Origin of the sequence: Hymenobacter sp. YC55 (assembly GCF_029433095.1) — a bacterium.
GTDB lineage: Bacteria > Bacteroidota > Bacteroidia > Cytophagales > Hymenobacteraceae > Hymenobacter.
Genome location: NZ_JARNTX010000005.1, coordinates 248,505 through 273,874 on the forward strand (window position 1 = coordinate 248,505; position 25,370 = coordinate 273,874).

Consider the following 25,370-nt stretch of genomic DNA (forward strand, 5'->3'; position numbering starts at 1 on the left):
TTTTTACATATCGTCGTGAAGCCTTGTTACCTCCTACTACTACCGTTGAAAAATAGGCTCCTCGCCAGCAAAAACGGCTCCAAACAGGTGAACACTCAACAGTAGATAGCATTAGAAATTCTGGCCTCTATCTTACCGCGTATGGGTTGCGGGAGCCAAGGCAAGTAGGGTTTGTGGCCTGATAACGCGGTAGTTGCAGGCAACTTATTCTCGTTGATAAATCCGCTTCTGGCTGCACCGAACCGTGCTATTTTCAACGTGGCAGGCTCGCTCGAATGTTCTATCTTTGATTAGTTGCTTGGCTTTTACCCACTGCACCGCGCAACTTTCTTTGAACAGCGTGTTACGACTCCGATTACGATTGCTCTTGCTGTTGGCGCCTATTTGGTGGCTGCTGGCAGGTTGCGCGCAATCGGTGCAGCGCCCCGCTTACCGAATTGGGTTTTCGCAGTATAGCGTAACGGGCCCGTGGCGCCGCTCCTTGCTGGAAGGCATGGAACGGGAGCTTAGCTTTCATCCGGAAGTACAGCTACAAATGCTGAACGCGGAAAGCAACAGCCGCCGCCAGCAGCAGCAGATCAAGGAGTTGCTGCGCAGCAACATCGACCTACTCATCGTTTCGCCCTACGAGGCCGAGCCCTTGACCCCGGCGGTAGAGGAAGCCTACGAGCGGGGCATTCCGGTGGTGCTGCTCGACCGGCGCATTACTTCTAATAAGTACACGGCCTATGTAGGAGGCAACAACGAGGAAGTGGGGGAGTTGGCGGCCCGGTTTGCGGCGCGTCTCCTACACCAGCAGGGCAGCATCATCGAGATACTCGGGCTGCCCGGTTCTTCGGCTGCTTCCGGCCGCCACCAAGGGTTTGTTCGAGCACTGGCCACTTCGCCTGGGGTGCACGTGGTAAGCCAGATCCAGGGTACCTGGGAAAAAGCAGCCCTGAAACCCGCCTTAACCGCCGCCTTGAAGGCGCATCCGGAAGTAACCCTGATTTTCTCGCACAACGACGGTATGGCCCGCGGTGCTTACGAAGTGTGCCAGGAGCTTGGCCTAACCAAACAGGTGCGCATTATCGGCGTAGATGGGCTTGTGGGCAAAGGCCGGGGCCTAGACTTGGTGCAGCAGGGCGTGCTGACAGCTACGGTGCAGTACACGCCCGGCGGCGAAGAAGCAATTCGGACGGCGCTGAAAATACTCAATAACGAGCCCTTCCAGCGCGAAAATATCATGGGCACGCTGCTCATCGACTCGACCAACGTGCTGGACATGCAGCAACTTACTGATAAGCGGGACATCGAGCGGCAGCACCGGTTGCTGCAAAGCCTACGCGCCACGTATACCAGCCAGCAAAGCATCTTGTACGGCCTGATAGCCACGCTGTTTGGAGCAGTGGTATTGGGCGCTTTTGCATGGCATTCGGCTCGGCGCAACCGCCAGATTAACCAACAGCTAGCCGATCAAAACGCTGAGAATGTGAAGATCAACCACCAGTTGGTTAAGCAAAACGAGGAGATACTCTCGCAGCGCAACCAACTGGAACTGCTGGCCCAGCAAGCCCGCGCCGATACCGAAGCCAAGCTGCGCTTCTTCACCAATTTCTCGCATGAGCTCCGTACGCCGCTCACCCTGATCCTGGGTCCTGTGGAAGAGCTTCTAACCAGCAGCCCCGACCTGACGGTAGCCCAGCAGCAAGACCTGACCTTGGTGCGCCGCAACACCCAACGGCTGCTTCAACTAGTGAATCAGCTGCTGGACTTCCGCAAAATCGAAGTCGGTAAGATGGCGGTGCGCGCCACTGAAGGCAACTTAGTGGCGTTTGTGCGCGACATTGTAGACTTGTTTGAAAAGCCAGCGCGGCAGCGCGGTGTGCGCATCAAGTTTCTGGCTGCCGAGCCCGAGCTAACAGCGTGGTTCGACGGCAACGTGCTCGACAAGGTGTTTTTCAACCTGCTATCCAACGCCCTCAAGTTCACACCCGACCAAGGTCAGATAACCGTGAGTTTGCAAGCCAGCCATGACAACCAAGCGCTGCGCGTGAGTGTGGCCGACACCGGCCGCGGCATCAGCGACCAAGACCGGGCCCACATCTTCGAGTGGTTCTACCAAGGCGACCAAGAGGCTGGCGCCAAAGGCTCCGGCATGGGCTTGGCGCTGGCCCAAGGGCTGGTACGCTTGCACCAAGGCCAACTCACCTTCAGTAGCCGCGTGGGCCAAGGCAGCACGTTCACCGTGACGCTGCCCCGCGAGTTGCCCGAAAACTTACGCGCCACCGGCAATGTAGCGCCCACCAGCTTTGCGCTGCAGGAGCCCGAAGCCATTGTCAGCAGTTTCGATACCGAGGTAAAAGAGCCAGCCCCGGAAACAGAAAGCGAAACACTGGTCCTTGTGATTGAAGACAACCCGGAAGTCAACGACTTTGTGGCCCGCAAGCTGCGGCCCCATTTCCGGGTGGAAAGTGCCACCGACGGCCACACCGGTCTGCGCCTGGCCACCGATCTGATTCCGGACCTGATAGTGTGCGACGTAATGATGCCGGGCCTTACCGGGCTGGAAGTGGTAACGCAGCTGCGCGACGATTGGCGGACCTCGCACATCCCGGTGGTGCTACTCACAGCCCGCAATGCCCCCGAGCAGCAAGTGGAAGGCGTGCAGGCCGGGGCCGACCTCTATCTCACCAAACCCTTCAATCCTACCTTCCTGCTCGAAAGCCTACGTACGCTGCTCGCCAACCGCAACCGGCAACGCGAGCATTTCCGTCGGCAGTTATCGGTGGCGGCAGTGGCGCCAGCAGCCAATCCCGATCAAAAATTTGTGGCCGAGCTGACGGCCATCGTGGAAGCTAACCTTACGAAAGCCAACCTGAGCGTCGAGGATGTGGCCCGCAGCCTGGGCATCTCGCGGATGCAACTCTACCGCAAAGTCAAGGCCGTGCTGGGCACTGGCGTCACCGACTTCATTCAGAACTTGCGCCTAAGCAAAGCCCGCGACTTGCTGCTCGATGAATCGCTCACCATTACCGACGTCGCTTACGAAACGGGCTTCTCTTCGCTGTCTTACTTCTCGACTAGCTTCAAGGCGCGTTACCAGCTCTCACCCTCCGAGTTTCGGACTTTGCAGCTGGCTCCACCCAACTGAAAGATTTGTTGAAACGCATGTTACAAAATTACAACCGAGCCTAGTTTAGACTCGGTTTTTTGTTGCGCAAAATGTTGATAGAATGAGTGTTAGATAAATTTACTTATCTGAACATTCTTTGAAAGAAATCAGCAAACAGCGAGCAGGAGTGGTAGCGCACATTTGCATAAACCACTGCCGAAATGAGTTTGCCAGCTACCATCGCCTGCTTCGGAGATATTCTTTGGGACATGCTGCCAACAGGCCGGCGGCCGGCCGGTGATGCCCTGCGCGTGGCGCTGCACTTGCACCAACTCGGCCAGCCAGTGCAGCTCATCAGCTCCGTTGGCGACGACGAATTGGGCCGCGAGCTGCTTGCTTACACCGCCGATGGAGGCCTGGAAAACCACCTGATTCAGCAAAGCAAAACGCACCTAACCGGCGTCGTTAAAACCACGCACCACCACGGCCGCGCTGCCAGTTGGAAAATAGTCGAGCCTGTGGCCTGGGATTATATCCAGTGCTCGTCGGCGGTTCGCACAGCTGTTCGGGAAGCGCAGATGCTGGTCTATAGTTCGTTGGTGGCCCGCCACTTCACTTCCCGGGAAACGCTCTACCGCTTACTGCTCGACGCCCCGTTCAAAGTATTTGATGTGAACCTGCGGCCGCAGCACTACAGCCGCGAAGTAGTGAAATACTTGCTCCAGCAGGCCGACTTGGTGAAGCTAAATGAGCAGGAGCTGACGGAAATTATGGGATGGCTGAATCAACCTGCCGAGCCCGCCATTGCGCTGCCCTGGCTGGCCGGGCGCTTTGGGTTACAGACCATTTGCGTGCTGCAGGAAACGGGTTGCACTCTGCTCTGGCATAACCACGAAATATATACCTGCCCACCGGCAGCTAGCCAGGATAAGCCGCTTAATGGGTCCTTTTTCCTGGCATCTCTGCTGGTTGATTGGCTGCAGCAGCGCGACCCCGCCGAATGCCTGCGACGAGCCAGCACGGTCAATGCCCCACCCACTCGAGTGGAACGCCCTATTCTTTCTTCTGGCTGACTAAGCTAGCTCGCAATTCTGCTTTTCCGCCTGACTAGCCCGAACAGCAATTACATAGCTGCTTCAAGCCAACCGAGACGTCTCTACTTCCTTCCCACTAGCTCTGAGTACCATGCAAAAATTTACCCACCTGCTGCTCCCCGCGGCTTTAGCCCTCTCCTTATCAGCACATGCCCAAACCCGACAAGTAACGGGCACCGTGCTCAGCGCCACCGACAAATCACCCTTGCCGGGCGTATCGGTCATCATCAAGGGTACTACCACTGGCACTTCCACCGATACCAACGGCAAGTTCACGTTGCCGGTAGCGGCCGGCAACGACCAGGTGTTGATTTTCTCGTTCATTGGGTTCGAGCCAACCGAAGTGCGCGTTGGCAGCGGCTCGGTGGTCGAGCCCGTGCAGCTAAAGGAAAAAACCACCGAACTCAATGACGTGGTGGTAGTTGGCTACGGCACGCAGCGCAAGCGCGACGTGACGGGTTCGGTGGCTTCCATTTCGGCCGAGCAAGTAGCAGAAACGCCCATTGCCCGCGCCGACCAAATTCTGCAGGGCCGCGTGAGTGGGGTGCAAGTAACGCAAACCAATTCCGAGCCGGGCGGCAACGTCTCGATTCGTATCCGAGGCACCAACTCCATCAACACCGGCAACGAGCCGCTGTTTGTGGTGGACGGCTTCCCCGGCGGCGGCGACCTGAACTCCATCAACCCCTCGGATATCGAATCGGTGGAGATTCTCAAGGACGCGTCGGCTACGGCTATTTATGGCTCGCGCGGGGCCAACGGCGTGGTAATCATCACCACCAAAAAGGGCAAAGCTGGCCGCAACACCATCAACTTCGAGGCCTATACCGGCGTGCAGGTGGTGCGCAACAAGTACGAGCTGATGAACGCTCCCGAGTTTGCGTCCTACCTCAACGACGTGCAAGCGCAGGGCAACGAAGGCTCTGCCAATCCGCTGCCGCTGCCTTACACCCAAGAGCAAATCGACGCCATGGGGGAGGGCACCGACTGGCAGGATGAAATTCTGCGGCCAGCCCGGATGAGCAACTACCAGCTGAGCTTCAACGGCGGTAACGACGAAACGCGCTACAACCTTAGCTTCAATTACTTCGACCAGCAGGGCATCATCCTCAACTCGGGCTTTCAGCGCGGCACCATCCGCCTGAACCTGGACCGCAAAATCAGCCGCAAGCTGAGCTTCAGCTTGGCGAGCCAAATTGCGGGCACGCTGGAAAAACGAGCCTTGGTGAACTCGCAGGGCGGCAGCTTCGGCGGAGTGCTGCTCGACGCGTTGCGCATCAGCCCCGTGGTGCCCGTGCGCGACGAGTTTGGCAACTACACCTACTCGAACAGCCCGCTGCCATACGTAGACGATGTGGGCAACCCGGTGGCGTACGCCAACAAAACCAAGGACAACCGCACCACCGGCCGCGGGCTGTTCAACGTGGCTGGCAACTATGAGCTGCTGGAGGGACTGACTTTCCGCGTGACGGCGGGTTTTGACTATCGGACTACGCAGAACGACGTGTACCGACCCTCCGACATCTTCTTGGGCCGCCTTACCAACGGCTCGGCCACGCGTGGGGAAACCAACCGTTACAGCTGGCTCAACGAAAACACGCTCACCTACGACCGTAAGCTCAACGAGAACAATGCTCTGAATGTGGTAGGGGGGCTTACCTTCCAGCGGTTCTACGGCAACGACTTCGGCGCCTCGGCCAACAACTTCTTTACCAACACGCTCGGCTCCGACAACTTGGCCTTGGCCGCCAATATTTTGACGCCAAGCTCGGGCCGGTATTCCAACTCGTTGGCCTCGTACTTTGGGCGCGTCAATTACCGCTTGTTCGAGAAGTATTTGTTTACGTTCACGATGCGGGCCGATGGCTCGTCGCGCTTCGGGCGCAACAACAAGTGGGGCTATTTCCCCTCGGCGGCCTTTGCTTACCGCCTCATCGACGAGCCATTTATGAAAGGCTTCAGTTTCCTGAGCGACCTGAAGCTACGCCTCGGCTACGGTGTGACCGGCAACCAGGAAATCAGCAACTACCAGTCGCTGGCGCGCTACGACGTGGGCGCCTATGCCTCGGGTAGCAGCCGCTTGGTAGGTTTGGTGCCGCTCAACATCGTGAACCCCGACCTGCGGTGGGAATCGACGGCGGCCAGCAACGTGGGCATAGACTTGGCGTTTCTGCAAAACCGCATTTCCGTTACAGCCGACGCGTATTACAAGAAAACCACCGACTTGCTACTGCAAGTATCGACGCCGCGCACCACGGGCTACAACAGCATCTACCTGAACGCGGGCAGCGTGCAAAACAAGGGGGTCGAGTTTGCCTTGAACACCACCAACTTCGATGGCGAGAAGTTTTCCTGGAACACCAACCTCAATATCTCTTTTAACCGCAACAAAGTGCTGGACCTCAACGGCGAGTACGAGCGGTTTGTGGGCAGCTCCAGCTCTAGCTTGTTTGTGGGCTCGGGTCTGGGCCAGACCAGTATTCTGCGAATTGGAGAGCCAATCGGCTCGTTCTACGGCTACGAGTTCGATGGCATCTGGCAGTCGGCCGAGGAGATTCGCAACAGCGGCACCAGAACCGTAGTCCGCCCCGGCGACCCGCGCTACCGCGACTTGAACGGCGACGGCGCTATTACGGCTGCCGACCGCACCATTATTGGGCGGGCCCAACCCGACTTCATCTACGGGGTAACCAACGGCTTCAAGTACGGCAACTTCAACTTGAGCGTGTTCATCCAGGGCGTACAGGGCACCGACGTGCTGAACCTGAACCGCTACGAATTGGAATCGGGCATAACCTCAACCAACAAACTGAAAACAGTGGTAAACCGCTGGACGCCAACCAACACCGACACCAACATTCCGCGGGCGGGCAGCACTATTCGGCGCTCCACCGGCATCGTGAACGACGTGCTGGAAGATGGCAGCTTTGTGCGCCTGAAAACGGTGACGCTCGGCTACACCTTGCCTAAGTTCAGCAAGGTGATTAAGTCGGCCAGCGTGTACGTGACAGCGCAAAACTTGGTGACTTGGACCGACTACTCCGGCTACGACCCCGAAGTCAACTCGTTCGGCTCCGACAACTTGAGCTTGAACACCGACTACAACGCCTTCCCGAGTACCCGCACCTTTATCGCCGGCCTGAAGCTGGGCTTCTAATTTCCAAAAGCGTCATGCTCGCTCAGGCGTCCGCTTGCCGAAGCACTTCTATCGCCTCGTTGAGATTACCACACTAGCGAGATGCTTCGACTGCGCTCAGCATGACCGTTCTCTTCAACTCCTATTACCGATGAAAAAATATACCATCCTGCTGGGCTTGGCTATGCTAAGTCTCTCTTCCTGTGAGAAGTTTCTGGAAGAAAAGCCCTACGATTTCATTGCCGCCGAAAACTTCTACAAAAGCGAAGGCGACGCCGTGGCTGGCCTCAACGGCGTGTTCAACGCGCTGCTGCCCCAAACCTACTTCGGCCGTACCGGCTGGCAAATCACGGAACTGCCCGCCGACCTCATTCGGGTGGGCTCCAGCACCGACGAACGGGCCCAACTTTCGCGTTTCACCTACACGTCTACCAACACCGAAATCAACAGCTGGTGGACCAACACCTACCGGATGATCAACCGGGCCAACGACGTTATCGAGAAGGTGCCTACCGTGAGCATGGACGAAGCGCGCCGCAACAACATCGAGGGCAATGCGCGGTTTCTGCGGGCCATGGGCTACTTCGACTTGGTGCGCTGCTTTGGCGACGTGCCCTTGGTACTAGCCACCGTGAAGGGCCCTTCCGACGACATTCGGCCGCCCCGTGCGCCGTTGGCGCAGGTGTACGAGCAGATTATCACGGACTTGCAGTTTGCCGAAGCGAATTGCTTGCCTGAGAACCAGATACCCGCCGGCGAGAAAGGTCGGGTTTCGAGCGGTGCTGCCACCTCCTTGCTAGCCAAAGTGTACCTAACCCGTGCCACCACCTCCGCCGCGCAAGGCACCGACAACCAGAACGCGCTGAGCGCCTGCAACAAGGTTATTGGTTCCAATACCTACCGCCTGCTGCCAGTGTACGGCGACGTATTCGACCCAGACAAGGAAAACGGCCCCGAGCACATCTTCTCGATTCAGTTTGACTTGCCCCCGAACACGGGTAGCATCATTGTGCGGCAGTTTTTGCCTTCGCAATTGACCGGTTTGGGCACGTTCACCGTGGAAGATGCCTTCGTGGCCTCCTACGCCGCCAACGATGTGCGCCGGGCCTGGAACATCAGCAACCAAGCCGGCACTACCACGCTACCGCGCTACTACTTCAACAAGTTTCGTGACCCCAAGCGCATCGTCAACGACTCCCGCGTCAACTATCTGATTACGCGCTACGCCGACGTGCTGCTCATGCAGTCGGAGGTGCTCAACAACCTGAATGCCAACGACGTCACCAAATACCAAGGCATCAACGCAGTGCGGGCTCGTGCGGGCTTGGCCCCGCTGACGGGCACGACTACTAAGGACGCCTTTGTGGATTTGCTGGTGAAAGAGCGTGCTTGGGAACTGTGCCAAGAAGGCCACCGCTGGTTTGATTTGGTGCGCTTTAAGCGCCTGCGCCAGGCCGTGCAAGCTAGCACCCCCACGCGGGTAGTTGACGACAAGTACTACTTGTTCCCGCTTCCGCAGCCCGAGTTGCTGCTGAACCCGAATCTAACGCAAAACCCGGGTCATATCTAATGGGCACCGTTACGAAATGGCCCACGTGGTTCCTGCTTTGGGTCCTGTGGGCCGCAGCTGGGGTAGCGCAAGCGGCTCCGGTTCAGCCCTTCCTGCTGCTCGATGCCGCCAAGATGTCCGCCTTCAAAGCGGCCTACAAGCGCGGTGACCAGCAGGAAACGCAGCAAGTCAAGGCGTTGCTCGGGCAAGCCGACCAGGCGCTAGCGCACGAGCTGTATACCATTACCACCAAAACCAAGCTGCCGCCCAGTGGCGACAAGCACGACTTCATGTCGCAGGCGCCCTACTTCTGGCCCGACCCCACTAAGCCCGACGGCAAACCGTACATCCAAAAAGATGGCTTGGTCAACCCGGAGGCCAAGGCCATGAAAGACGACGCCAACCTGGCGGGCGTGTGCAAGGACGTGAAGACGCTGGCCCTGGCGTACTACTTTTCCGGTGACGCCAAGTACGCCACCAAGGCCACCCAGCAGCTGCGCAACTTTTTCCTGGACCCGGTCACCCGCATGAACCCGAACTTGAATTTCGGGCAGGGTATTCCCGGCACGACCGATGGCCGCAGCTACGGCATCATCCAGACGCGCCATTTGGTGGAAATTCCGGAGGCACTGGCCCTGCTTGGTAGCAATACCAAGGTGGACGCCAAGTTGGTATCTGGCCTGAAAACTTGGTACAGCCAGTACACGGAATGGCTGACAACCAGCAAGCTTGGCAAGGCCGAAAGTGGCAACAAAAACAACCACGGCACCTTCTACGATTTGCAAGTGGTGGACTTTGCTTTGTTCACGGGCAACAAAGCGCTGGCCCGCCGCACTATTGAAACCCAGACGCTGCCGCGCATAACCGTGCAGTTTGCCCCTGACGGCTCGCAGCCGCTGGAACTGGACCGCACCCGGCCCTGGAACTATACCTCCATGAACCTGCAAGGGTGGGTGCAATTGGCCGTTTTGGCCCGCCACGTAGGCGTGGATTTGTGGAACTACAGCACCCCCGACGGCCGCGGGTTGCGCCAAGCCGTGGCGTGGTTTCAACCGTATTTGCTGCGGGAAAAGCAGCTAGAGCGCGCCGACGTGACGCCGACCTCCAACGAAACGGCGCTGATGCTCTACCAGCGCGCAGCACAGGAGTACTCCTCCCTAAACGCCGCGCAAGTGCTGGCGCTGTACCCAGATTTTCGGGCGGCGCCTTGGGCTATCTGACCCGTTTCACGTCCTGATTCTCGATTACCAGAACACTTCACCGGTTGCCCGGCCGCTTCCTTAGCGCAAAGCAAGGCGGCTCGATAACCGAATAGGAAAAGTATAACCGTGTTAAAAGCTAAACTGATTGCCACCCTGCTCGTCGTACTGGCAACTGTATCTCCCGGCTCGGCCCAGCGTGTTACCCGCCTGACCACCGGGTGGGAATACGTGCAGCAAGAGCTAGGTGGCGTATGGGAAGCCGTGCGGCCTGTAGGTGCCGGCAACCCCGAAAGTGTGCCGCTGTGGGAAGCCGTGACGCTGCCCCATTGCTTCAACGCCCGCGACGCCGTAGACCCCAGCGTCAACTACTACCAGGGCCCCGGCTGGTACCGCACCCAACTAGATGTGCAAAACCCATACGCCAACGGCCGGACTCGCCTGCATTTCGAGGGCGCGGGCCAGAAAACCGACGTGTACCTCTACACCACCAAAGTAGGCAGCCACGTGGGCGGCTACGACGAATGGACCGTGGACCTCACGCAAGCCATTGCCGATTTCCAGAAGACGCCGGCGTACAAAGAGCAGTTCAAAGGCAAAATTCCGCTTAGCATCCGCTGCGACAATTCCCGTGACCTGGAGATGATACCCTCCAACCTGTCGGATTTCAACGTGTACGGGGGGCTGTACCGCTACCTGAACCTAGAGTACTTGCCGGCCGTGTCGGTGGAGCGCTTGGCGGTGAAGGCGGAGGTAGATGCCGCGGGCAAAGCAGGTTCGTTGGCGCTGAAGGCAAGCTTCCTGCCCACTGCAACACCCACTATGGCGCCGGTTCCGGTGGTGGTTCGGTTGCTGGACCCGCGGGGCAAGCAGGTCAGCAACTATCAAGGCAAGCTGTCTGTAGGGGCGCAGGAGCAGGACGTGCACCAGTTTGCGGTGAAGAATCCGCAGCTTTGGTCCCCGACGCGGCCGCAGCTTTATACGGTGGTTGTTACGGTGGGTACCGGTCCGCAGGCCTATCAACGGCGAGAAAAAGTAGGGTTCCGCCACGCCGAGTTTGTGGAGAAAGGCCCGTTCAAGCTTAACGGCCAGCGCCTGCTGCTGCGTGGCACCCACCGCCACGAAGACCACGCCGGCGTGGCCGCCGCCATGACCGAGCCCATGATTCGGCAGGAGATGGTGATGATGAAGCAGATGGGCGTCAACTTCATCCGCCTGGGCCACTACCAACAGTCGCGCATCGTACTCAACCTCTGCGACTCGCTCGGGATACTGGTGTGGGAGGAAATTCCGTGGTGCCGCGGCGGGCTGGGCGGGCCAGTGTACCAAGCGCAAGCCAAGCGCATGCTCACCAACATGGTGCAGCAGCACTATAACCATCCGAGCATCATCATCTGGGGCCTGGGCAACGAAAACGACTGGCCCGGTGACTTTCCCGAATTCGACAAGCAAAAAATTCGGGCCTTCATGACCGAACTCAACGACTTGTCGCACCAGCTGGACCGCTCGCGCTACACCGCCATCCGCCGCTGCGACTTCTGCAAGGACATTGTGGACGTGTATTCGCCTTCGATCTGGGCCGGCTGGTACCGCGGCATCTACACCGACTACAAGGAAGCCACCGAGAAAGAATTTCAGGGAGTGAAGCGCATGCTGCACGTGGAATGGGGCGGCGACAGCCACGCCGGCCGCCACTCTGAAAACCCCGACAACGCGCTGGCGGAAGTCACCGCCAGCAAGGAAGCCGACGAGCGAGCTGGCGATGCTTCGCTGTTTGGGGGCAGTGCCCGCGTTTCCAAGGACGGCGACTGGAGCGAAAGCTACCTCTGCAACCTCGTGGATTGGCACCTCAAGGAGCAGGAAACCATGCCATGGCTGAGCGGCACAGCCTACTGGCCCTTCAAGGATTTCTCGACGCCCGTACGCCCCGACAATCCCATTCCCTACATGAACCAGAAGGGCGTAGTGGAGCGCGACTTCACGCCCAAAGAAGCCTTCTACGTGTTCCAGTCGTACTGGACCACGGCGCCCATGGTGCACCTGTATGGGCATTCTTGGCCAGTGCGTTGGGGGGCAGAGGGCGAGTTGAAAATGGTGAAAGTCTACTCGAATTGCGTTGAAGCCGAGCTGTTTGTGAACGGCAAAAGCTACGGCGTGAAAAAGCGCGACAGCCAAGATTTCCCGGCGGCGGGCCTGCACTGGAACGTGCCTTTTGCGAGTGGCGAAAACCAGGTGCGAGTAGTGGCCCGCCAAGGCAAGCAGACCGTAGAAGACCATATTAGCTTCCGCTACCAAACCCAAAAATGGGGTAAGCCCGCCAAGCTCACGCTGCAAAAAGTAGCGGAAGCCAATGGCCTTACCACCGTGGAAGTAAAGCTATTCGATGCCGAAGGCGTGCCGTGCCTAGACGCCGCCAATTGGGTGGAGTTTTCACTAGCTGGCGCGGGCAAACTGCTCGACGACTTGGGCACAAGCAGTGGCTCCCGTAAGGTGCAGGTGTACAACGGCCGCGCCATTATTCGGTTAGCCGCACAACCGGGTAAAACCGCTGTAGCTGTTCAGTCCCCGGGCCTGGAAACAGTGCTTCTGACGCTGTAAATAGGCTAGGTTTTCTGAACGCTGTAGAGACGCGACACTTGGCTTCGCCGACCTCCGGGTCGCGTCTCGGCGTTGAACGACTGGAACCATACAACCTTAACAACCTCAGCAACAAGAAGACTTAACAACATCAGCAATAAGCAGACGCGAAGTGTCGCGTCTCTACAGCGTCTAGGAAACACCGATGAATCATTTTGCTTGCGCTTCACTGCTATGACCCGAAAGACACTTTGCCTCTTGCTGCTTTGGCTGATAACGTTCGGTAGCCAAGCCAGTCGCCCGGACCGTAAGCTGGAACGACAAGCAGCAGAGGTACTGCGGGCGCAGGTACTGGCGCAAGCGGCTTGGGCCTTGCAGCAAGCTCCGGTCACGGTGACGAGCAGCACCAGCCCACGCAGCGCGGGCGGCCCACACGACTTCTTTTCCGAGGGTGATTACTGGTGGCCCGACCCCGCCAACCCCACTGGGCCTTATATCCAGCGCGACGGCCTCACCAACCCCGAAAACTTCGTGGCTCACCGGCAAGCTATGATCCGCTTTAGCCGTATCATCGGGGCGCTAGCTTCTGCTTATCAGCTCACTCATGACACGCAATACGTTCAGCATGCCTTGGTGCATCTGCGGGCTTGGTTTACGGACCCTGCCACGCGCATGAACCCATCGTTGCAATATGCGCAGGCCATCATGGGGCGCTTCACAGGCCGTGGCATCGGCATTATCGACACCATTCAGCTGATGGAAGTAGCGCAGGGTGTGTTGGTTTTTAAACAAGCCAAGGCTATCAACAGCCAAGATCTAACGGGCATCAAAGACTGGTTTGCGCAGTATCTCACCTGGCTCACAACGCACCCATACGGCAAAGACGAAATGAACGCCGCCAACAACCATGGCACGTGTTGGGTGATGCAGGTAGCAGCCTTTGCCCGACTAACGGGTAATCAGCAACTGCTAACTTTCTGCCGGGAGCGGTACAAAACCGTACTGCTGCCCACCCAAATGGCACCCAACGGCTCTTTCCCCTTGGAAACCAAGCGCACCAAACCTTACGGCTACTCGCTGTTCAACCTGGACGCCATGACCATGATCTGCCAGATCCTGAGCGATAAGCGCGAAAACCTCTGGACTTACCAAACCCCCGATGGGCGAGGTATTCGCCGGGGCATCGAGTATCTATATCCTTATGTGGCCGACAAGCAGAAGTGGCCTTTCGCCAAAGATGTGATGTACTGGGACAACTGGCCGGTGGCGCAGCCTTTCCTGATAATGGGGGCGGTGCAGTTCGGCAATAAAGACTGGTTTGCCACTTGGCAGCGCCTGGAGCATGCTCCCGAGGTAGAAGAAGTGATTCGCAACCTGCCTGTCCGCAACCCCCTCATCTGGCTGAACGAGAATTAGCTGTTGATTCCGCTTTCCCATTTGCTCCCGGACATTACGCGGGAGCTACACTCTCAGCGCAACTTGCAATGAAAACAATACGCATCGGCTTAGTTCTGGCACTGCTGTCCACCCAAGCGCTGGGCCAGGCAGTCTTGCCCAAGAAAACCATGAAGCTGGCCGAAACGCAGGCGGCTCTTCTGCTGGAACAGGTGCCGCAGGCCGCGCAGGCGAAACCCGCTCCGTCCGGCAAACCCGCACTCGTGTCGCCGCGCACGCTCACGCCCACGGGCGAACTGGTGCTGGTAGCCTCCCGCGACTGGACCAGCGGTTTTTTCCCCGGCTATTTGTGGTTGCTAGCTGAAGCCACCGGTCAGGAGAAATGGCGCACCGCGGCCAAAGCCTACACCGCCAACATCGAGCCCGAGAAAACCAACGCTACCACCCACGACATGGGCTTTAAGGTGTACTGTAGCTTCGGCACCGGTTACCGGCTCACGCAAGATGCTGCCTACCGTGCGGTCATTCTGGAGTCGGCGCGCACCCTGAGCACGCGGTTCAACTCGAAGGTAGGAGCGCTGCGTTCCTGGGACCACCACCGCGACACCTGGGGCTACCCGGTCATCATCGACAACATGCTGAACTTGGAGCTGCTATTTGCCGCTACCCGCCTCTCCGGTGATTCCTCGTTCTATAAAATAGCCGTCAGCCACGCCAACACCACGCTGCGCAACCACTTCCGGCCTGACTTCAGCTCCTACCACGTCGTCGATTACGACACGCTTACGGGGCAAGTAGTAAAGAAAACCACCCACCAGGGTTTCGCCAACGAGTCGGCGTGGGCGCGTGGGCAGGCGTGGGCGCTCTACGGGTACACCATGTGCTACCGCGAAACCAAAAATAAGGCCTACCTCACGCAGGCCGAGAACGTAGCCGGTTTCCTGCTCAACCACCCCAATTTGCCTAAGGACCTGATTCCTTATTGGGACTTAAACGCTCCCAGCATCCCCAACGAGCCGCGCGATGCGTCAGCAGGAGCCGTTATGGCCTCGGCTCTGTATGAGCTGAGCACCTACACTGCTAACGGTGCTCTTTACCGCAGCAAAGCCGACAAGATGATGAGCAGCCTGACCAAACACTACACCGCCAAGCCCGGCGGCAGCCGAGGGTTTCTGCTATTGCACAGCACCGGTTCCAAACCCGCCAACAGCGAAGTTGACGTGCCCCTCATCTACGCCGACTATTACTTCATGGAAGCCCTGTTGCGCCGCAAAAATCTCGGTCCAGTCAACAGCCTCTCGAAGCGCTAATAGAGAAAACTATTCCGAGGTACGCTTTCCGCCTTGCTTTCTCTGCACTAATGACCTTGCTATAGTAATCGTAATGAACGGTCATGCTGAGCGCAGTGCAACGAAGCCGAAGCATCTCGCTAGTGTGGTAAAATCATTTACTATCACAACGTCAGCACGCGAGATGCTTCGGCTGCGCTCAGCATGACTGTTAGTTTGGCAACGTTAGCACGCGAGATGCTTCGACTCCGGCTGCGCCTCCGCTCAGCATGACGATACATATATGATGTTAGACATGGCAGCACTTCGACTCCATTAAAATCTGCTCTGCTTGACACGTGCTTACGGGCTCTGATAGTTTAAACTATGAGCGCAGAACTCAATCGTCATCGTCGTCGTCCTTGCGCTTTTGCTCTAGCTGCAAGAAGGCCCCGCGCCGGGGAGCGGGCGCCACGGCGTTTTCGCCTTTAATAGCCTTCCAAATGACCTCGTTCAGTTCTAGGTCCGGAATAGCGTCCTCGTTGGAGAGATTGAAGCGTTCCGACTTTTCTGCGCTTTTGTTCCAAGCCACGTTGCGGGCATCCAGATTCACGCGGGCGGCTTTTGCTTGGTAGGGAGTGAGGGTGGGCGTGGCAGTGAAGCAAGTCGATAGGGGCAGAGCAGCGGCATCGTACTGGCTCATCGGCGGCAAGCCCAAAATCAATTCCATGGTGCGCAATACGCCGGAGGTGGAGTAGAGCGTGTGGTTGACGGTGCCGCGGCGTGTGTAGGGGCTGATAATAAAGGCCGGCGACCGGTGCGCATCTACGTGGTCTGGTCCGTTCTGCGCGTCGTCTTCCAGCACGAAGATGGCCGACTCTTTCCAAATGGCACTCTTAGATAAGTGCTCCACCAACTGCCCGAGGGCGAGGTCGTTGTCGGCGACGGCCGCAATGGGCGTGTACTTGCCTTTGCGTTGGCCGCTGGTGTGGTCGTTGCTGAGGCGGATAGTGCTGAACTGCGGTATGGTACCCTTTGCCAGCAGCGAGTCGAAGTCCTGCTTCCAGATCCGGACCCGCTCCACGTCCTTGATGTCCATGTTGAACCCCGGCGACTTTGGGCAGATGTGGTTTTCCAGCGACTTGAGGGTGGCTTTGCCGTTATCGGCAAACTCGCCATAGCTGCGGTAGCTCAGGCCCGCCCGCTGGCAGTAGTCCCAGATGTATCCGTCGCGGGGATAGGCAATTTTGCGGGTGCCTTCGTAGTCGTAGGTGCCGCCTCGGCCGCCGTAGTTGGTGGGCCAGGTTTTCTCGGTGTAGTCGGTGGCGTAGGCAGCCATGCTCCAGTTGTGGCCGTCGGCGCTTACTTCAGCATTCACGTAGAAATTGTCGAGCAGCACAAACTCGCGGGCCAGCGCGTGGTGGTTGGGCGTTACCTTCTCAGGGAAGATGCAGAGGGTCGAGTCGCCGTTGCCTTCGGGCATATCCCCAAGGAGCTGGTCGTACGTACGGTTCTCTTTGATTACATAAAAGACATACTTAATAGGAGACTTTTCCCCAGCCCGCTTCGGAATGGGGTTGCCAGCCTCAGGCGTGCCTTTCGCTTCCAGCTGACCCGTGAAAGGCGAGTTGGCATACACCTGCTTGGAGTAAGCGTTTAGCTGCGCTTCATCGGGTTGCTGAATAAACGACAAGGTGCCCTTGAACAAGCTGCCGATGTACTGTACCTGCTGCTGTCCGGTGATGCCCGTGTGGGAACCGCTGTTGTCGGTTTTCTTCACGGGCTGCGGACCCGCCGGGTTAGGCAACGATGAGAAGCCCTTGCCATTGGCCACCAGGATTTTGCGCCCCAGGGTTTTCACGCTCGTCGGGTACCACCCCGTCGGAATAAAACCCCGCGCGGAGCTTTTGCCAGGAGTAGCGACATTAAACACCGCCAAACAGTTATTATCGGCGTTGGCGATGTACAGGGTTTTCTCGTCGGGCGAAAGCGCCAGCGCGTTGGTGGTCGAGCCTGTTAGTTTGGTGGGGTAAAGCGCTGTAGAAATTACTTCCAGCACCTTGCGGGCGCGGGTATCAATCAGCGAAACCGAATTGTCGTTGGCGTTGGCCACGAACAGGTACCGGCCGTTGCGCGTCTGGATTAGCTCGTTGGGGTGACTTTCGGTAGCAATTTCACCCGTTACTTGCCCGGTCTGAGTGTCGTAGAGAGCTACTTTATCCCCGCCCCAAAGCGAGACGAACAACGTCTTCTTGTCGGGTGACAGCAAGCAGCCGTACGCTTCGTGCCCGAGGGCAACCTTTTTTAGAGTGGCTTTGGTGTCGGTGTCCACCACATACAACGAATTATCTTCCTTGGTGACGACATACAGGCGGTGTTGCTTATCATCAAGCTCAATGCCAGCGGGGCTGATTTTGTCTTTGGGCCATGCCTTCCCCAGCCGAATGGTATCGGCTTGGCCGAGCTTGTTGCCTACCGTACTGTAAGCCAGAATCACATTGTCGTTGCCGCCGGATGCGTAGAGCTGCTTGCTGTCGGCGCTGAATTTCAGACCGTACCAGGATTTAGTGATTACCTTTTCATCGAGCAGCTTTTCCGTTTTCGGGTCCAGCAGCTGAATGCTCTGCTCACTCTGTCCGTTGTTGGTAACGGCCAGTAGCTTCCCGTTGGGCGACACCTGCAGGTTCAGCGGCAAGTCGCCAAGGGGCAATGAACTGGTGCCCGCGGGGCTCAAGTACCAGCCATTGGGCAGCAACACTCGCCCTGCCTGGCTAGTGAAAACGGGCTGCTGTGCCTGCGTTGTGAGTACAGTGGAGGCATTGAGTGCCAGCCAGCAGCCAAAAAGTATCTTACGAGTGGTATGCACGGAGCAGGAGTGAGAACAAGGGTAATGGAATTCTGCTTGCGTTCCTGAATCAATTGGACGCTAGGCCAAAGCTAGTGCCCGGCAACGATCCAAGATATTCTAAGAGAAGTTACCATTTTGTTATGCTCCCTAACTAGTCGGCGAGGCGGGCAGTGGCAGCCCTCTGGTTTCTGTTTCTCCCAAAGTTTACCTGTGCGTTTCGGCTAGCTTACATGGCCGGATTTGCGCGAGCCTAAGCACCAGAATGTCAGAATTGCTACAGAAATCAGCAACTGTTAGGTGTACATTGCAAAAACGATTTAGCTTTGGAGGAATAAGCGAGACAATTCCGTATCTTTTCCCCGTTCTGTTCTTTCCATCTTTCGTCCTACCCCATTTTATATGAGTCAAACACCCGATTCTTCGTCACGCCGCGAGTTTATAAAGCAGAGTGCTGCGGCTGTGGCCACCTTCATGATTGTTCCACGCTTTGTGCTCGGGGGCCGCGGCTACACCGCCCCGAGCGACCAATTGGTAGTGGCTGGCGTAGGAGTGGGAGGCAAAGGCGAAAGTGATATTGCCGCATTTGCCAAAACCGGTAAAGCCCGCATCGGCTACCTCTGCGACGTGGACACCCGGCGGGCAGCCAAATCCGTGCAGGCTTTTCCGCAGGCCAAGTTCTACAAGGATTGGCGGGAGATGCTGGATAAGGAAGGCAAGAACATCGACGCCGTTTCGGTGTCGACGCCCGACCATAACCACGCCGTTGTGACCATGGCAGCCATGCAGCTCGGCAAGCACGTGTACGTGCAAAAGCCGCTCACCCACGACTTGCACGAAGCGCGCGCCCTAACCGAAGCCGCCAAACGCTACAAAGTGGTAACCCAAATGGGCAACCAAGGCGCCTCCAACGACGGCGTACGGCAGCTTCAGGAGTGGTACGATGCCAAAGTCATCGGCGATGTGCACACGGTGTACTGCTGGACCGACCGGCCTGTGTGGCCCCAGGGCATAGCTTGGCCTACCACCAAAGCCAGCACACCCGCCGAGTTGGATTGGGACTTGTGGCTCGGTACGGCACCTTATCGGGAGTATGTCGACAAGCTGGTGCCCTTCAACTGGCGGGGTTGGTGGGACTACGGTACCGGCGCCCTAGGCGACATGGGCTGCCACCTGCTGGAAGCGCCTTTCCGCGTGCTTGACCTACAGTATGCAACATCAGTACAAGCCAGCGTGGGCAGCGTGTACGTCGATGAATTCAAGCGAGGCTACTTCCCCGAAAGCTGCCCACCTTCCAGCCACGTCACGCTCACGTTCCCGAAAACTAAAAAAACCAAGGGTGAAGTGACGGTGCACTGGATGGACGGCGGCATTCAGCCTGAGCGCCCCGAGGAGCTAGGGCCCAACGAAGTGTTTGGCGATGGCGGCAACGGCATTCTTTTCGTGGGCAAGAAAGGCAAGATGATGGCTAGCACCTACTCGGCTGATCCACGCTTGCTGCCCACTTCGCGCACGCAGGAAGTGAAAGTAAAGCAGACCTTAGCGCGCGTACCCGGAGGAGCCAACGGCCACTACGGTCAGTGGGTGGAAGCCTGCTTGGCTGGCTACGGCAACAAGGAGGTTAGTTCACCCTTCGAGCTAGCAGGTCCTCTGACGGAAGCGCTGCACATGGCCAACCTAGCTATTCGAGGCTACGACTTGCAGCGCCCAAATGCCAGCGGCCAGGGCATGTCGTACCCCGGTCGAGGCGTGGAGCTGCTGTGGGACAACCAGCAGATGAAAGTGACCAACCTGGACGAGGTGAACCGCTTCGTGAAGCGCGAATACCGCAATGGCTGGCATTTAGGATAAGCTTACGTCGTGCCCGCCAGATTGATCTAACCTGGCGGGCACAACTAAGTAGCACTTTTAAGAAGAAGGCAGCAGTTGCTGAGCTATGCGCAAGGCAGCGGCCAGAACATGGCCCTCCGTATCGGCTTGTGGGTCGTACGAGGCAAACGTGACGGCGCTAATGGAAAGGGACTGTTGCAGGGTTTCCACTACGGCAAGTACCTGGACCAACGTGAGTCCGCCCGTTGAGGCATACGTGTTGGCGCGCCCCACTAGCTCGGCGTCCAGCACGTCCAGGTCTATGTGTACATAACAATGCTTTACCTGCGCGGCCAGTGCTGTCACCAAGGGCGCAAGTGCGGCCGCAAAAGTTGGTGCGCCTGCCTGCTGGGGTGCTACCAGTGCTATGCCAGCTTGCTGAAGGGCCGCTAGCTCCAGCGTATCGCAATTACGGCCCCCGATGTGGAGCACGCGCGTTGGCGGTACCGGCTTGAAACCGAGCACCGAACAAGCCAAGGGCTGCCAGCACTGCCCGGTGACTACAGCCAAGCCCATGCCGTCGAGGAAGCCGCTTGTACTGGTTTCCGGGGTGTTGTAGTCGCCGTGCGCATCCAGCCAAACTATCCCTACCTCTTGGTAAGGCAATCCCGCCACTACGCCCAGGGATGCTCCGCAGTTGCCGGCTAGCACCAGCGGAAACCGGCCCTGGTTCTGCGCCTGCCGAACCTGTTCAGCCAGCTGCCGATTCAGCGCAAAGCTGGAGCTGATTTCGGTTGGGAAAGGGTCTTGTAGCTTGATTATTTCCGGGGTAGGGGTGTGGCCAGCTTGGCGGAGTCGTGGTTCCAACTCTTTCAGCAACCGTATTGGTCCCGCGCCCATGCGCCAAGATTCACGAGCCGAGTCATAGGGCACTACTAGTAAGGAGACATCCATAGCCTAGGTAGTTGATCCTTCGTTTAGTATTACTGCTTCAAGCGGCACCCCTACAAATTGGCAGTACTGCACCGCGGCAGCTTCAACCTCCGCATGCGGCACGTGCATTGGCAAGAATAGGTGGGCCTTAATAAGCATTTTGTTCTTGCGGATTGTTGACTTCCAGGTGCCCACGATTTGCCCGTCAATTACGACCATCGGTTTAAATATCCCATTGCCACCCGGACAGATTTCAGAGAGCTGCTCGGTAGCTACCACTGCGCGGCGGTCTTTGTAGCCAAGAAAATATTCATCGAAGCCAGGCAGCAGGCAAACCCGCGGCGGCACAAGCGCGGCAGCATCGGCCGTTGGCGTGGACAGCCACTGGGTGCTACCCGCCACTTTCTCTACTAGTAGGTTGCCTTTTATAGCTTCGTGGCCCTGTCTGGCCTCGGTTATAGGTAAGCCAGCCCAGCCAGCAAAGTCGTGTAAAGTGGCCGGGCCGTGGCTGGTGAAGTAGCGGATGGCCAGCTCAGCCAGCGCCTCTTCTCTCGACAGACTTCGCAAGGTGGGTAGCCATTCTTCCAACAGGACGAAGGTCTGCTCGTTGTCTTGCCGGGGGCCAAAGCAAATAAGCCCTTCCAATGCCAAAGACCACAGCAGATGGTAGCCGCGCTGCCCTTGCGGACTGATACCTGCCTGCGTCAGCAACTGCATAAGCTCCGTTCGCGGGACTGGCTGGCTGCCTTGCATGGCGCCGCAAAAAAGCGTTCTAACTCGACTAAGTAACTCTTGATCTATCTCAAGCTGCTGGCGTCTGGTGCTAGCGGCTGCCAACAGTCTGGGCCCAAAGAGCTGCACCATCCACCGGGCATCTTCGGCAGAAACCAAATGAATAGTGCCTCGCATAAGCCACGTCAGGACTATGCTTTTGCGGGCAATAGCCTGTTCAACTTCTAGCCTAGACGAAGCCTGGGTGCGCAATCCAACAGCCCACATGGCCTGCCCTTAATCCTGCGCCTGCATTGCTCCCATCCAACGTACCGCCGCCGCCGGATCAGCGCATTTCTGCGCCCCAATGCGCTGGTTCAGTATGCGCTGCTGCGCAACAGCGGCAAGTGTTGTGTCACGTTCTGGCTGCTCTCCTGGCATCTTGTAAGGCGTATACTTTCCAAGATAAGGGACGTGCAACTACTTGCCGTCTAGATGGCTGAGATACCAATAGGAAGAGCAAAAATAAGCTGAACGCCTAGCAGCTAGCTTACACGTCTGCCCTCGTCATTTCCGTTGTGGTGTCCACGCAGTAGGTCCGGCGAAGATCTTCTCGAGCGTGTACTGCTTGGCGTCTTTGGCCTTGAGTTGATGCGACCATGCTACGCGGTTTTTGGCAGGAGCACCGGGGCCACGGGAGTTGAATTCGGCGTAGTAGGCTGTTTTTTCATTGTCGGGGTTGCGCCAATTGTCCCAGCCAGTTTCGGTGATGTGGGCGCCCATGTCGGTATTGATGAACACGGTGCGGGCGTGCGGGCGCCAAGGCCGCCCCAGGTAGACTTTCTTGGCTTCCGGGGCGGCCGTGAGTTGGCAGTCGAAGAACACAAAGCCGAATTGCTGGCGCGGGGTAGTGGAAGCCGCTGTGATGTAGGAGTCGCGCTTGCTATAGATAATGCAGTGGTCGAAGACGGCGGTGCTGGCCCCAAAGATAAAGTCGGTGGTGCCTTCGATGTAGCAGTCCTGGTAGTACTGCCGGCTGTTCTCGATGGCCAGAAACAGCGTGTCCTGGTGGCCAAGCATACGGCAATTGCGGAAGGTAGCCCGGTCGCCCTCCACGTGCAGGGCCACGGCTTGCCCCACCGGGCCCGCCGAGTTTTCAAACGTGATGTTCTCAGCCGTAAAGTCGTTGCCTTGCACGCGCACCGTGGAAGAAGTGTAGGTAGTGTGTTTCTCGGCGTCGCCAGAGTAGTCGCCGTAGGTGATGACCACGCCTTCCTTGCTTTCACCCAGCAGGGTGATGTGGGTCTTCTGCGAGGGCACCACCAGCTTTTCGCGGTAGGTCCCATTCTTGATAAAGATGGTCGCTTCCACCTGCATAAAGTCGCGCACCGCCATAACGGCCTCCTGAATGGTACGGTAGTCGCCGGAGTCGTCCGGCGCTACGGTTAGGCGTACGGCTTTATTGAACGAGGGCGCTTCGGCTGGCTTAGTTGTAGCCGTCGGCGGGGGCGTAACCTGAGCGAATAGGGGAGCGGCCATTAGCAAGAGGCCACTGACTACGAGATATTTCAGAGGAGGCATCAGTTAATCTTGGGTGGGGTTCCAGTGGCGCAGCACTGCGTCGGGGGTGTACTGCTTCACTTCTTGCTCGGTAAGCTGGTGCGACCAAGGCACGCGCTGCTTGGGCTGCGCCCCTTTGCCTTTGTTGTTGTATTCGCCGTAGTAGGCCGTTTGCTTGTTGCTGTCCTTGCCCCAAGGGTCCCAACCAGCCGGGTTAATCATCGGGCCTAGTGCACAGTTCAGGAACACTGTTTTAGCATACGGCCGCCAAGGCCGGCCGAGGTAGAAGCTGCCCGCCGGTGCATCGCCGGTGATGGTGCAACGGTTGAACACGTACCCGTAGCGGGTGCTGTCAGGCGTAGAAGCAGCTGTTACGTAGCCATTCTGCTTGCAGAAGATGGTGCAGTTCTCAAACCAGGCCGTGCTACTGCCAAAAATAAAATCCACAGTACCCTCGATGTAGCAGTCTTGGTAGTATTGCCGACTGCCGTAGCCGTAGGTGTATAAGGTGTCTTGGAACCCGAGGAACCGGCAATTCTTGAACCGGGCTTTGTCGCCGGCCACCCATACGGCCACGGCCTGGCCTACTGGCCCAGAGGAGTTTTGGAATGTAATGTTCTCGGCCGAAAAGTCTGCGCCGTAGATGTAGATACTCGACGAGCCCGACGTGCCTTTGTCTTCACCGAAGATGTTCTTTTTCTGGTTGTAATCATCGTAGGTTAGAACCGTTTTGGTGAGGTCCTCGCCGATGATTTTCACCAAATTCTTGGAGCCGGCCAAAATCAGCTTCTCTTTGTAGATGCCTTTTTTGATGAATATGGTGGTAACCTTTTTCCGGAAATCGGGCACCGCATTAAAGGCTTCCTGCACTGTGCGGTAGGTGCCGCTGCCGTCCTGAGCCACCACAAAATCGTAGCCAAAGGCTCGCCCAAGCATCAACCAGCTTAGGCACAGAAAAGAGAGAAAATGCTTCATAAAGTGTTTCTGGAGAGGCTAGCGCGCCTGCGGATCGACGGCTTTAGCGGCGGCTCGCTGTACAATGCGGTTGGCCAATTCCAGCTTAAGAGTGCGAATGTCGGCCAGCACAATCTGGGCCATTTTGCGGGCCCCAAGTTCATTGAAGTGCGTGTTGTCTTCTTTGCCGTCGGGGTAGTTGGGGTGCTCGCCGGGCGCAAGCTGGTTGAACAAGAGCCGCGAGTTTTCGGGCCCAAACTGCTGGAGCAATGCTTGACTTTCCCGGTCCAAATCAATGAGGGCAACTTGCTGCTCCCGAGCCGTAGTGCGCACAATTTCGGAGTACACTTCGTGGGTACCTTCTACCTTACCGGCCGCGTCAAACTTGCGGCGTGCTACAGGAGTCAGCAGCACGGGCGTTGCTTTTTTGGCGCGAGTTTCCGTGATAAAGCGAACTAAGTAGTTTTTGTACTCCACTTCCGGGGTGTAGCTCCGCTTGGTCGGTACCTCGTCGTTGTGGCCGAACTGAATGAAAACGTAGTCGCCTTCTTTGAGGGCACTGGCCACGGGTTGCCACCGGTTTTCGGCCACAAAGGTTTTGGTGCTGCGACCGTTTTGGGCGCGGTTGTCTACGGTCACGGTCTCATCGAAAAAGTAGGCGAAAGGCATACCCCACCCCGTTTCGGGGTAGTTCTTTGTTTCCTTTATCGACAGGGTTGAATCGCCCACAAGGTAGACAGTGATTTTGCTAGGGGGCAGGCTGAAAGCAGTTAACCAAAGCAAAATCAGGCTAGCAACGGTTTTCAGAAGGTAGTTGCGCATACAGTGAGTGTTGAGAGCAGGTTAATCTGAAAGGCAGCCCATTCTACTTGCATGCAGACTGCCGTCGAGCGTAATAAATATGAGAAATATCCTGTGTTGCACTCACCTGTACTGTAGGGATGGGGGGTTGAGAGTAGAGAAGGAACCGGTAAATCAGAAGTTGATGCCGGTTAAATATGAATAGAACTTTAGTAAGAAATAAGCAAATTCAACTAAATACTCCCGGCAACGTTGCCGGCAACGTTGCCGGAAAGGCCGCTGTAGTAAAACGCAAAGCAGGTATTTGAGCCATTTAATAGTTGAGTAAACATCTGAATTATAGATTAAATAACTGATAATAAGTGCTTTATAAGTAATAAAGGCTCGCAAAATGGCTGCCGTTAGATGAAGCATACTTTAGGTTATGCATTGAAAATCTATTGCG

15 protein-coding genes are annotated in these 25,370 nt (G+C 57.3%); 9 read left to right on the forward strand and 6 right to left on the reverse strand.

Features of this window, described 5'->3' with window-relative positions:
• Window positions 1-340 precede the first annotated feature (340 nt).
• The 8 genes from P1X16_RS25750 to P1X16_RS25785 all read left to right on the forward strand — a co-directional run bounded on the left by P1X16_RS25750 (window position 341) and on the right by P1X16_RS25785 (window position 15,354).
• A complete protein-coding gene (locus P1X16_RS25750; protein ID WP_277235143.1) occupies window positions 341-3,133 on the forward strand; it encodes a substrate-binding domain-containing protein in 2,793 nt (930 codons plus the stop codon).
• Window positions 3,134-3,315: 182 nt separating this feature from the next.
• Window positions 3,316-4,167, forward strand: a complete 852-nt coding sequence (locus P1X16_RS25755) for a PfkB family carbohydrate kinase (protein WP_277235145.1) — start codon at window positions 3,316-3,318, stop codon at window positions 4,165-4,167.
• 112 nt (window positions 4,168-4,279) lie between these two features.
• Window positions 4,280-7,345: a TonB-dependent receptor gene (locus tag P1X16_RS25760; RefSeq protein WP_277235147.1), complete on the forward strand. Its 3,066-nt coding sequence runs from the start codon at window positions 4,280-4,282 to the stop codon at window positions 7,343-7,345.
• 130 nt (window positions 7,346-7,475) lie between these two features.
• Window positions 7,476-8,894 carry a RagB/SusD family nutrient uptake outer membrane protein gene (locus tag P1X16_RS25765; protein WP_277235149.1) on the forward strand — a complete coding sequence of 473 codons (1,419 nt, stop codon included), beginning with the start codon at window positions 7,476-7,478 and terminating at the stop codon, window positions 8,892-8,894.
• The gene (locus P1X16_RS25770) at window positions 8,894-10,093 is read left to right on the forward strand and encodes an alginate lyase family protein (protein ID WP_277235151.1); all 1,200 of its coding nucleotides are present in this window, start codon (window positions 8,894-8,896) and stop codon (window positions 10,091-10,093) included. Before P1X16_RS25765 ends, P1X16_RS25770 begins: the two co-directional genes overlap by 1 nt.
• Before the next feature lie 108 nt (window positions 10,094-10,201).
• Window positions 10,202-12,670: a glycoside hydrolase family 2 TIM barrel-domain containing protein gene (locus tag P1X16_RS25775; RefSeq protein WP_277235153.1), complete on the forward strand. Its 2,469-nt coding sequence runs from the start codon at window positions 10,202-10,204 to the stop codon at window positions 12,668-12,670.
• Between the two features lie 213 nt (window positions 12,671-12,883).
• The gene (locus P1X16_RS25780) at window positions 12,884-14,065 is read left to right on the forward strand and encodes an alginate lyase family protein (RefSeq protein ID WP_277235155.1); all 1,182 of its coding nucleotides are present in this window, start codon (window positions 12,884-12,886) and stop codon (window positions 14,063-14,065) included.
• A 68-nt stretch (window positions 14,066-14,133) separates the two neighbouring features.
• On the forward strand, window positions 14,134-15,354 hold the full coding sequence (locus tag P1X16_RS25785; RefSeq protein WP_277235157.1) for a glycoside hydrolase family 88 protein: 1,221 nt from the start codon (window positions 14,134-14,136) through the stop codon (window positions 15,352-15,354).
• A gap of 358 nt (window positions 15,355-15,712) precedes the next feature.
• Here P1X16_RS25785 and P1X16_RS25790 read toward each other — a convergent pair whose 3' ends face one another.
• A complete protein-coding gene (locus tag P1X16_RS25790) occupies window positions 15,713-18,178 on the reverse strand; it encodes an alkaline phosphatase family protein (protein ID WP_277235159.1) in 2,466 nt (821 codons plus the stop codon).
• 381 nt (window positions 18,179-18,559) lie between these two features.
• Here P1X16_RS25790 and P1X16_RS25795 point away from each other — a divergent pair, with 381 nt between their 5' ends.
• On the forward strand, window positions 18,560-20,008 hold the full coding sequence (locus tag P1X16_RS25795) for a Gfo/Idh/MocA family oxidoreductase (protein ID WP_277235161.1): 1,449 nt from the start codon (window positions 18,560-18,562) through the stop codon (window positions 20,006-20,008).
• Between the two features lie 57 nt (window positions 20,009-20,065).
• Here P1X16_RS25795 and P1X16_RS25800 read toward each other — a convergent pair whose 3' ends face one another.
• The 5 genes from P1X16_RS25800 to P1X16_RS25820 form a co-directional block, all read right to left on the reverse strand.
• Entirely contained in the window at window positions 20,066-20,920 is an 855-nt protein-coding gene (locus P1X16_RS25800) for an arginase family protein (protein WP_277235163.1), read from the reverse strand.
• A gap of 3 nt (window positions 20,921-20,923) precedes the next feature.
• On the reverse strand, window positions 20,924-21,898 hold the full coding sequence (locus P1X16_RS25805; protein WP_277235165.1) for a winged helix DNA-binding domain-containing protein: 975 nt from the start codon (window positions 21,896-21,898) through the stop codon (window positions 20,924-20,926).
• Between the two features lie 279 nt (window positions 21,899-22,177).
• Entirely contained in the window at window positions 22,178-23,191 is a 1,014-nt protein-coding gene (locus tag P1X16_RS25810; protein WP_277235167.1) for a pectinesterase family protein, read from the reverse strand.
• Between the two features lie 3 nt (window positions 23,192-23,194).
• Window positions 23,195-24,145, reverse strand: a complete 951-nt coding sequence (locus P1X16_RS25815; RefSeq protein ID WP_277235169.1) for a pectinesterase family protein — start codon at window positions 24,143-24,145, stop codon at window positions 23,195-23,197.
• A gap of 18 nt (window positions 24,146-24,163) precedes the next feature.
• A complete protein-coding gene (locus tag P1X16_RS25820) occupies window positions 24,164-24,946 on the reverse strand; it encodes a rhamnogalacturonan acetylesterase (protein ID WP_277235171.1) in 783 nt (260 codons plus the stop codon).
• Window positions 24,947-25,370 lie beyond the last annotated feature (424 nt).

Bases quoted from the DNA above. Each gene is read 5' to 3' on its own strand.
- P1X16_RS25760 (WP_277235147.1), top strand. From the start codon at position 4,280: ATGCAAAAATTTACCCACCTGCTGCTCCCCGCGGCTTTAGCCCTCTCC.
- P1X16_RS25765 (WP_277235149.1), top strand. From the start codon at position 7,476: ATGAAAAAATATACCATCCTGCTGGGCTTGGCTATGCTAAGTCTCTCT.
- P1X16_RS25780 (WP_277235155.1), top strand. From the start codon at position 12,884: ATGACCCGAAAGACACTTTGCCTCTTGCTGCTTTGGCTGATAACGTTC.
- P1X16_RS25805 (WP_277235165.1), bottom strand. From the start codon at position 21,898: ATGTGGGCTGTTGGATTGCGCACCCAGGCTTCGTCTAGGCTAGAAGTT.
- P1X16_RS25820 (WP_277235171.1), bottom strand. From the start codon at position 24,946: ATGCGCAACTACCTTCTGAAAACCGTTGCTAGCCTGATTTTGCTTTGG.
- P1X16_RS25795 (WP_277235161.1), top strand. From the start codon at position 18,560: ATGAGTCAAACACCCGATTCTTCGTCACGCCGCGAGTTTATAAAGCAG.
- P1X16_RS25755 (WP_277235145.1), top strand. From the start codon at position 3,316: ATGAGTTTGCCAGCTACCATCGCCTGCTTCGGAGATATTCTTTGGGAC.
- P1X16_RS25785 (WP_277235157.1), top strand. From the start codon at position 14,134: ATGAAAACAATACGCATCGGCTTAGTTCTGGCACTGCTGTCCACCCAA.
- P1X16_RS25810 (WP_277235167.1), bottom strand. From the start codon at position 23,191: ATGCCTCCTCTGAAATATCTCGTAGTCAGTGGCCTCTTGCTAATGGCC.
- P1X16_RS25770 (WP_277235151.1), top strand. From the start codon at position 8,894: ATGGGCACCGTTACGAAATGGCCCACGTGGTTCCTGCTTTGGGTCCTG.
- P1X16_RS25815 (WP_277235169.1), bottom strand. From the start codon at position 24,145: ATGAAGCATTTTCTCTCTTTTCTGTGCCTAAGCTGGTTGATGCTTGGG.
- P1X16_RS25800 (WP_277235163.1), bottom strand. From the start codon at position 20,920: ATGGATGTCTCCTTACTAGTAGTGCCCTATGACTCGGCTCGTGAATCT.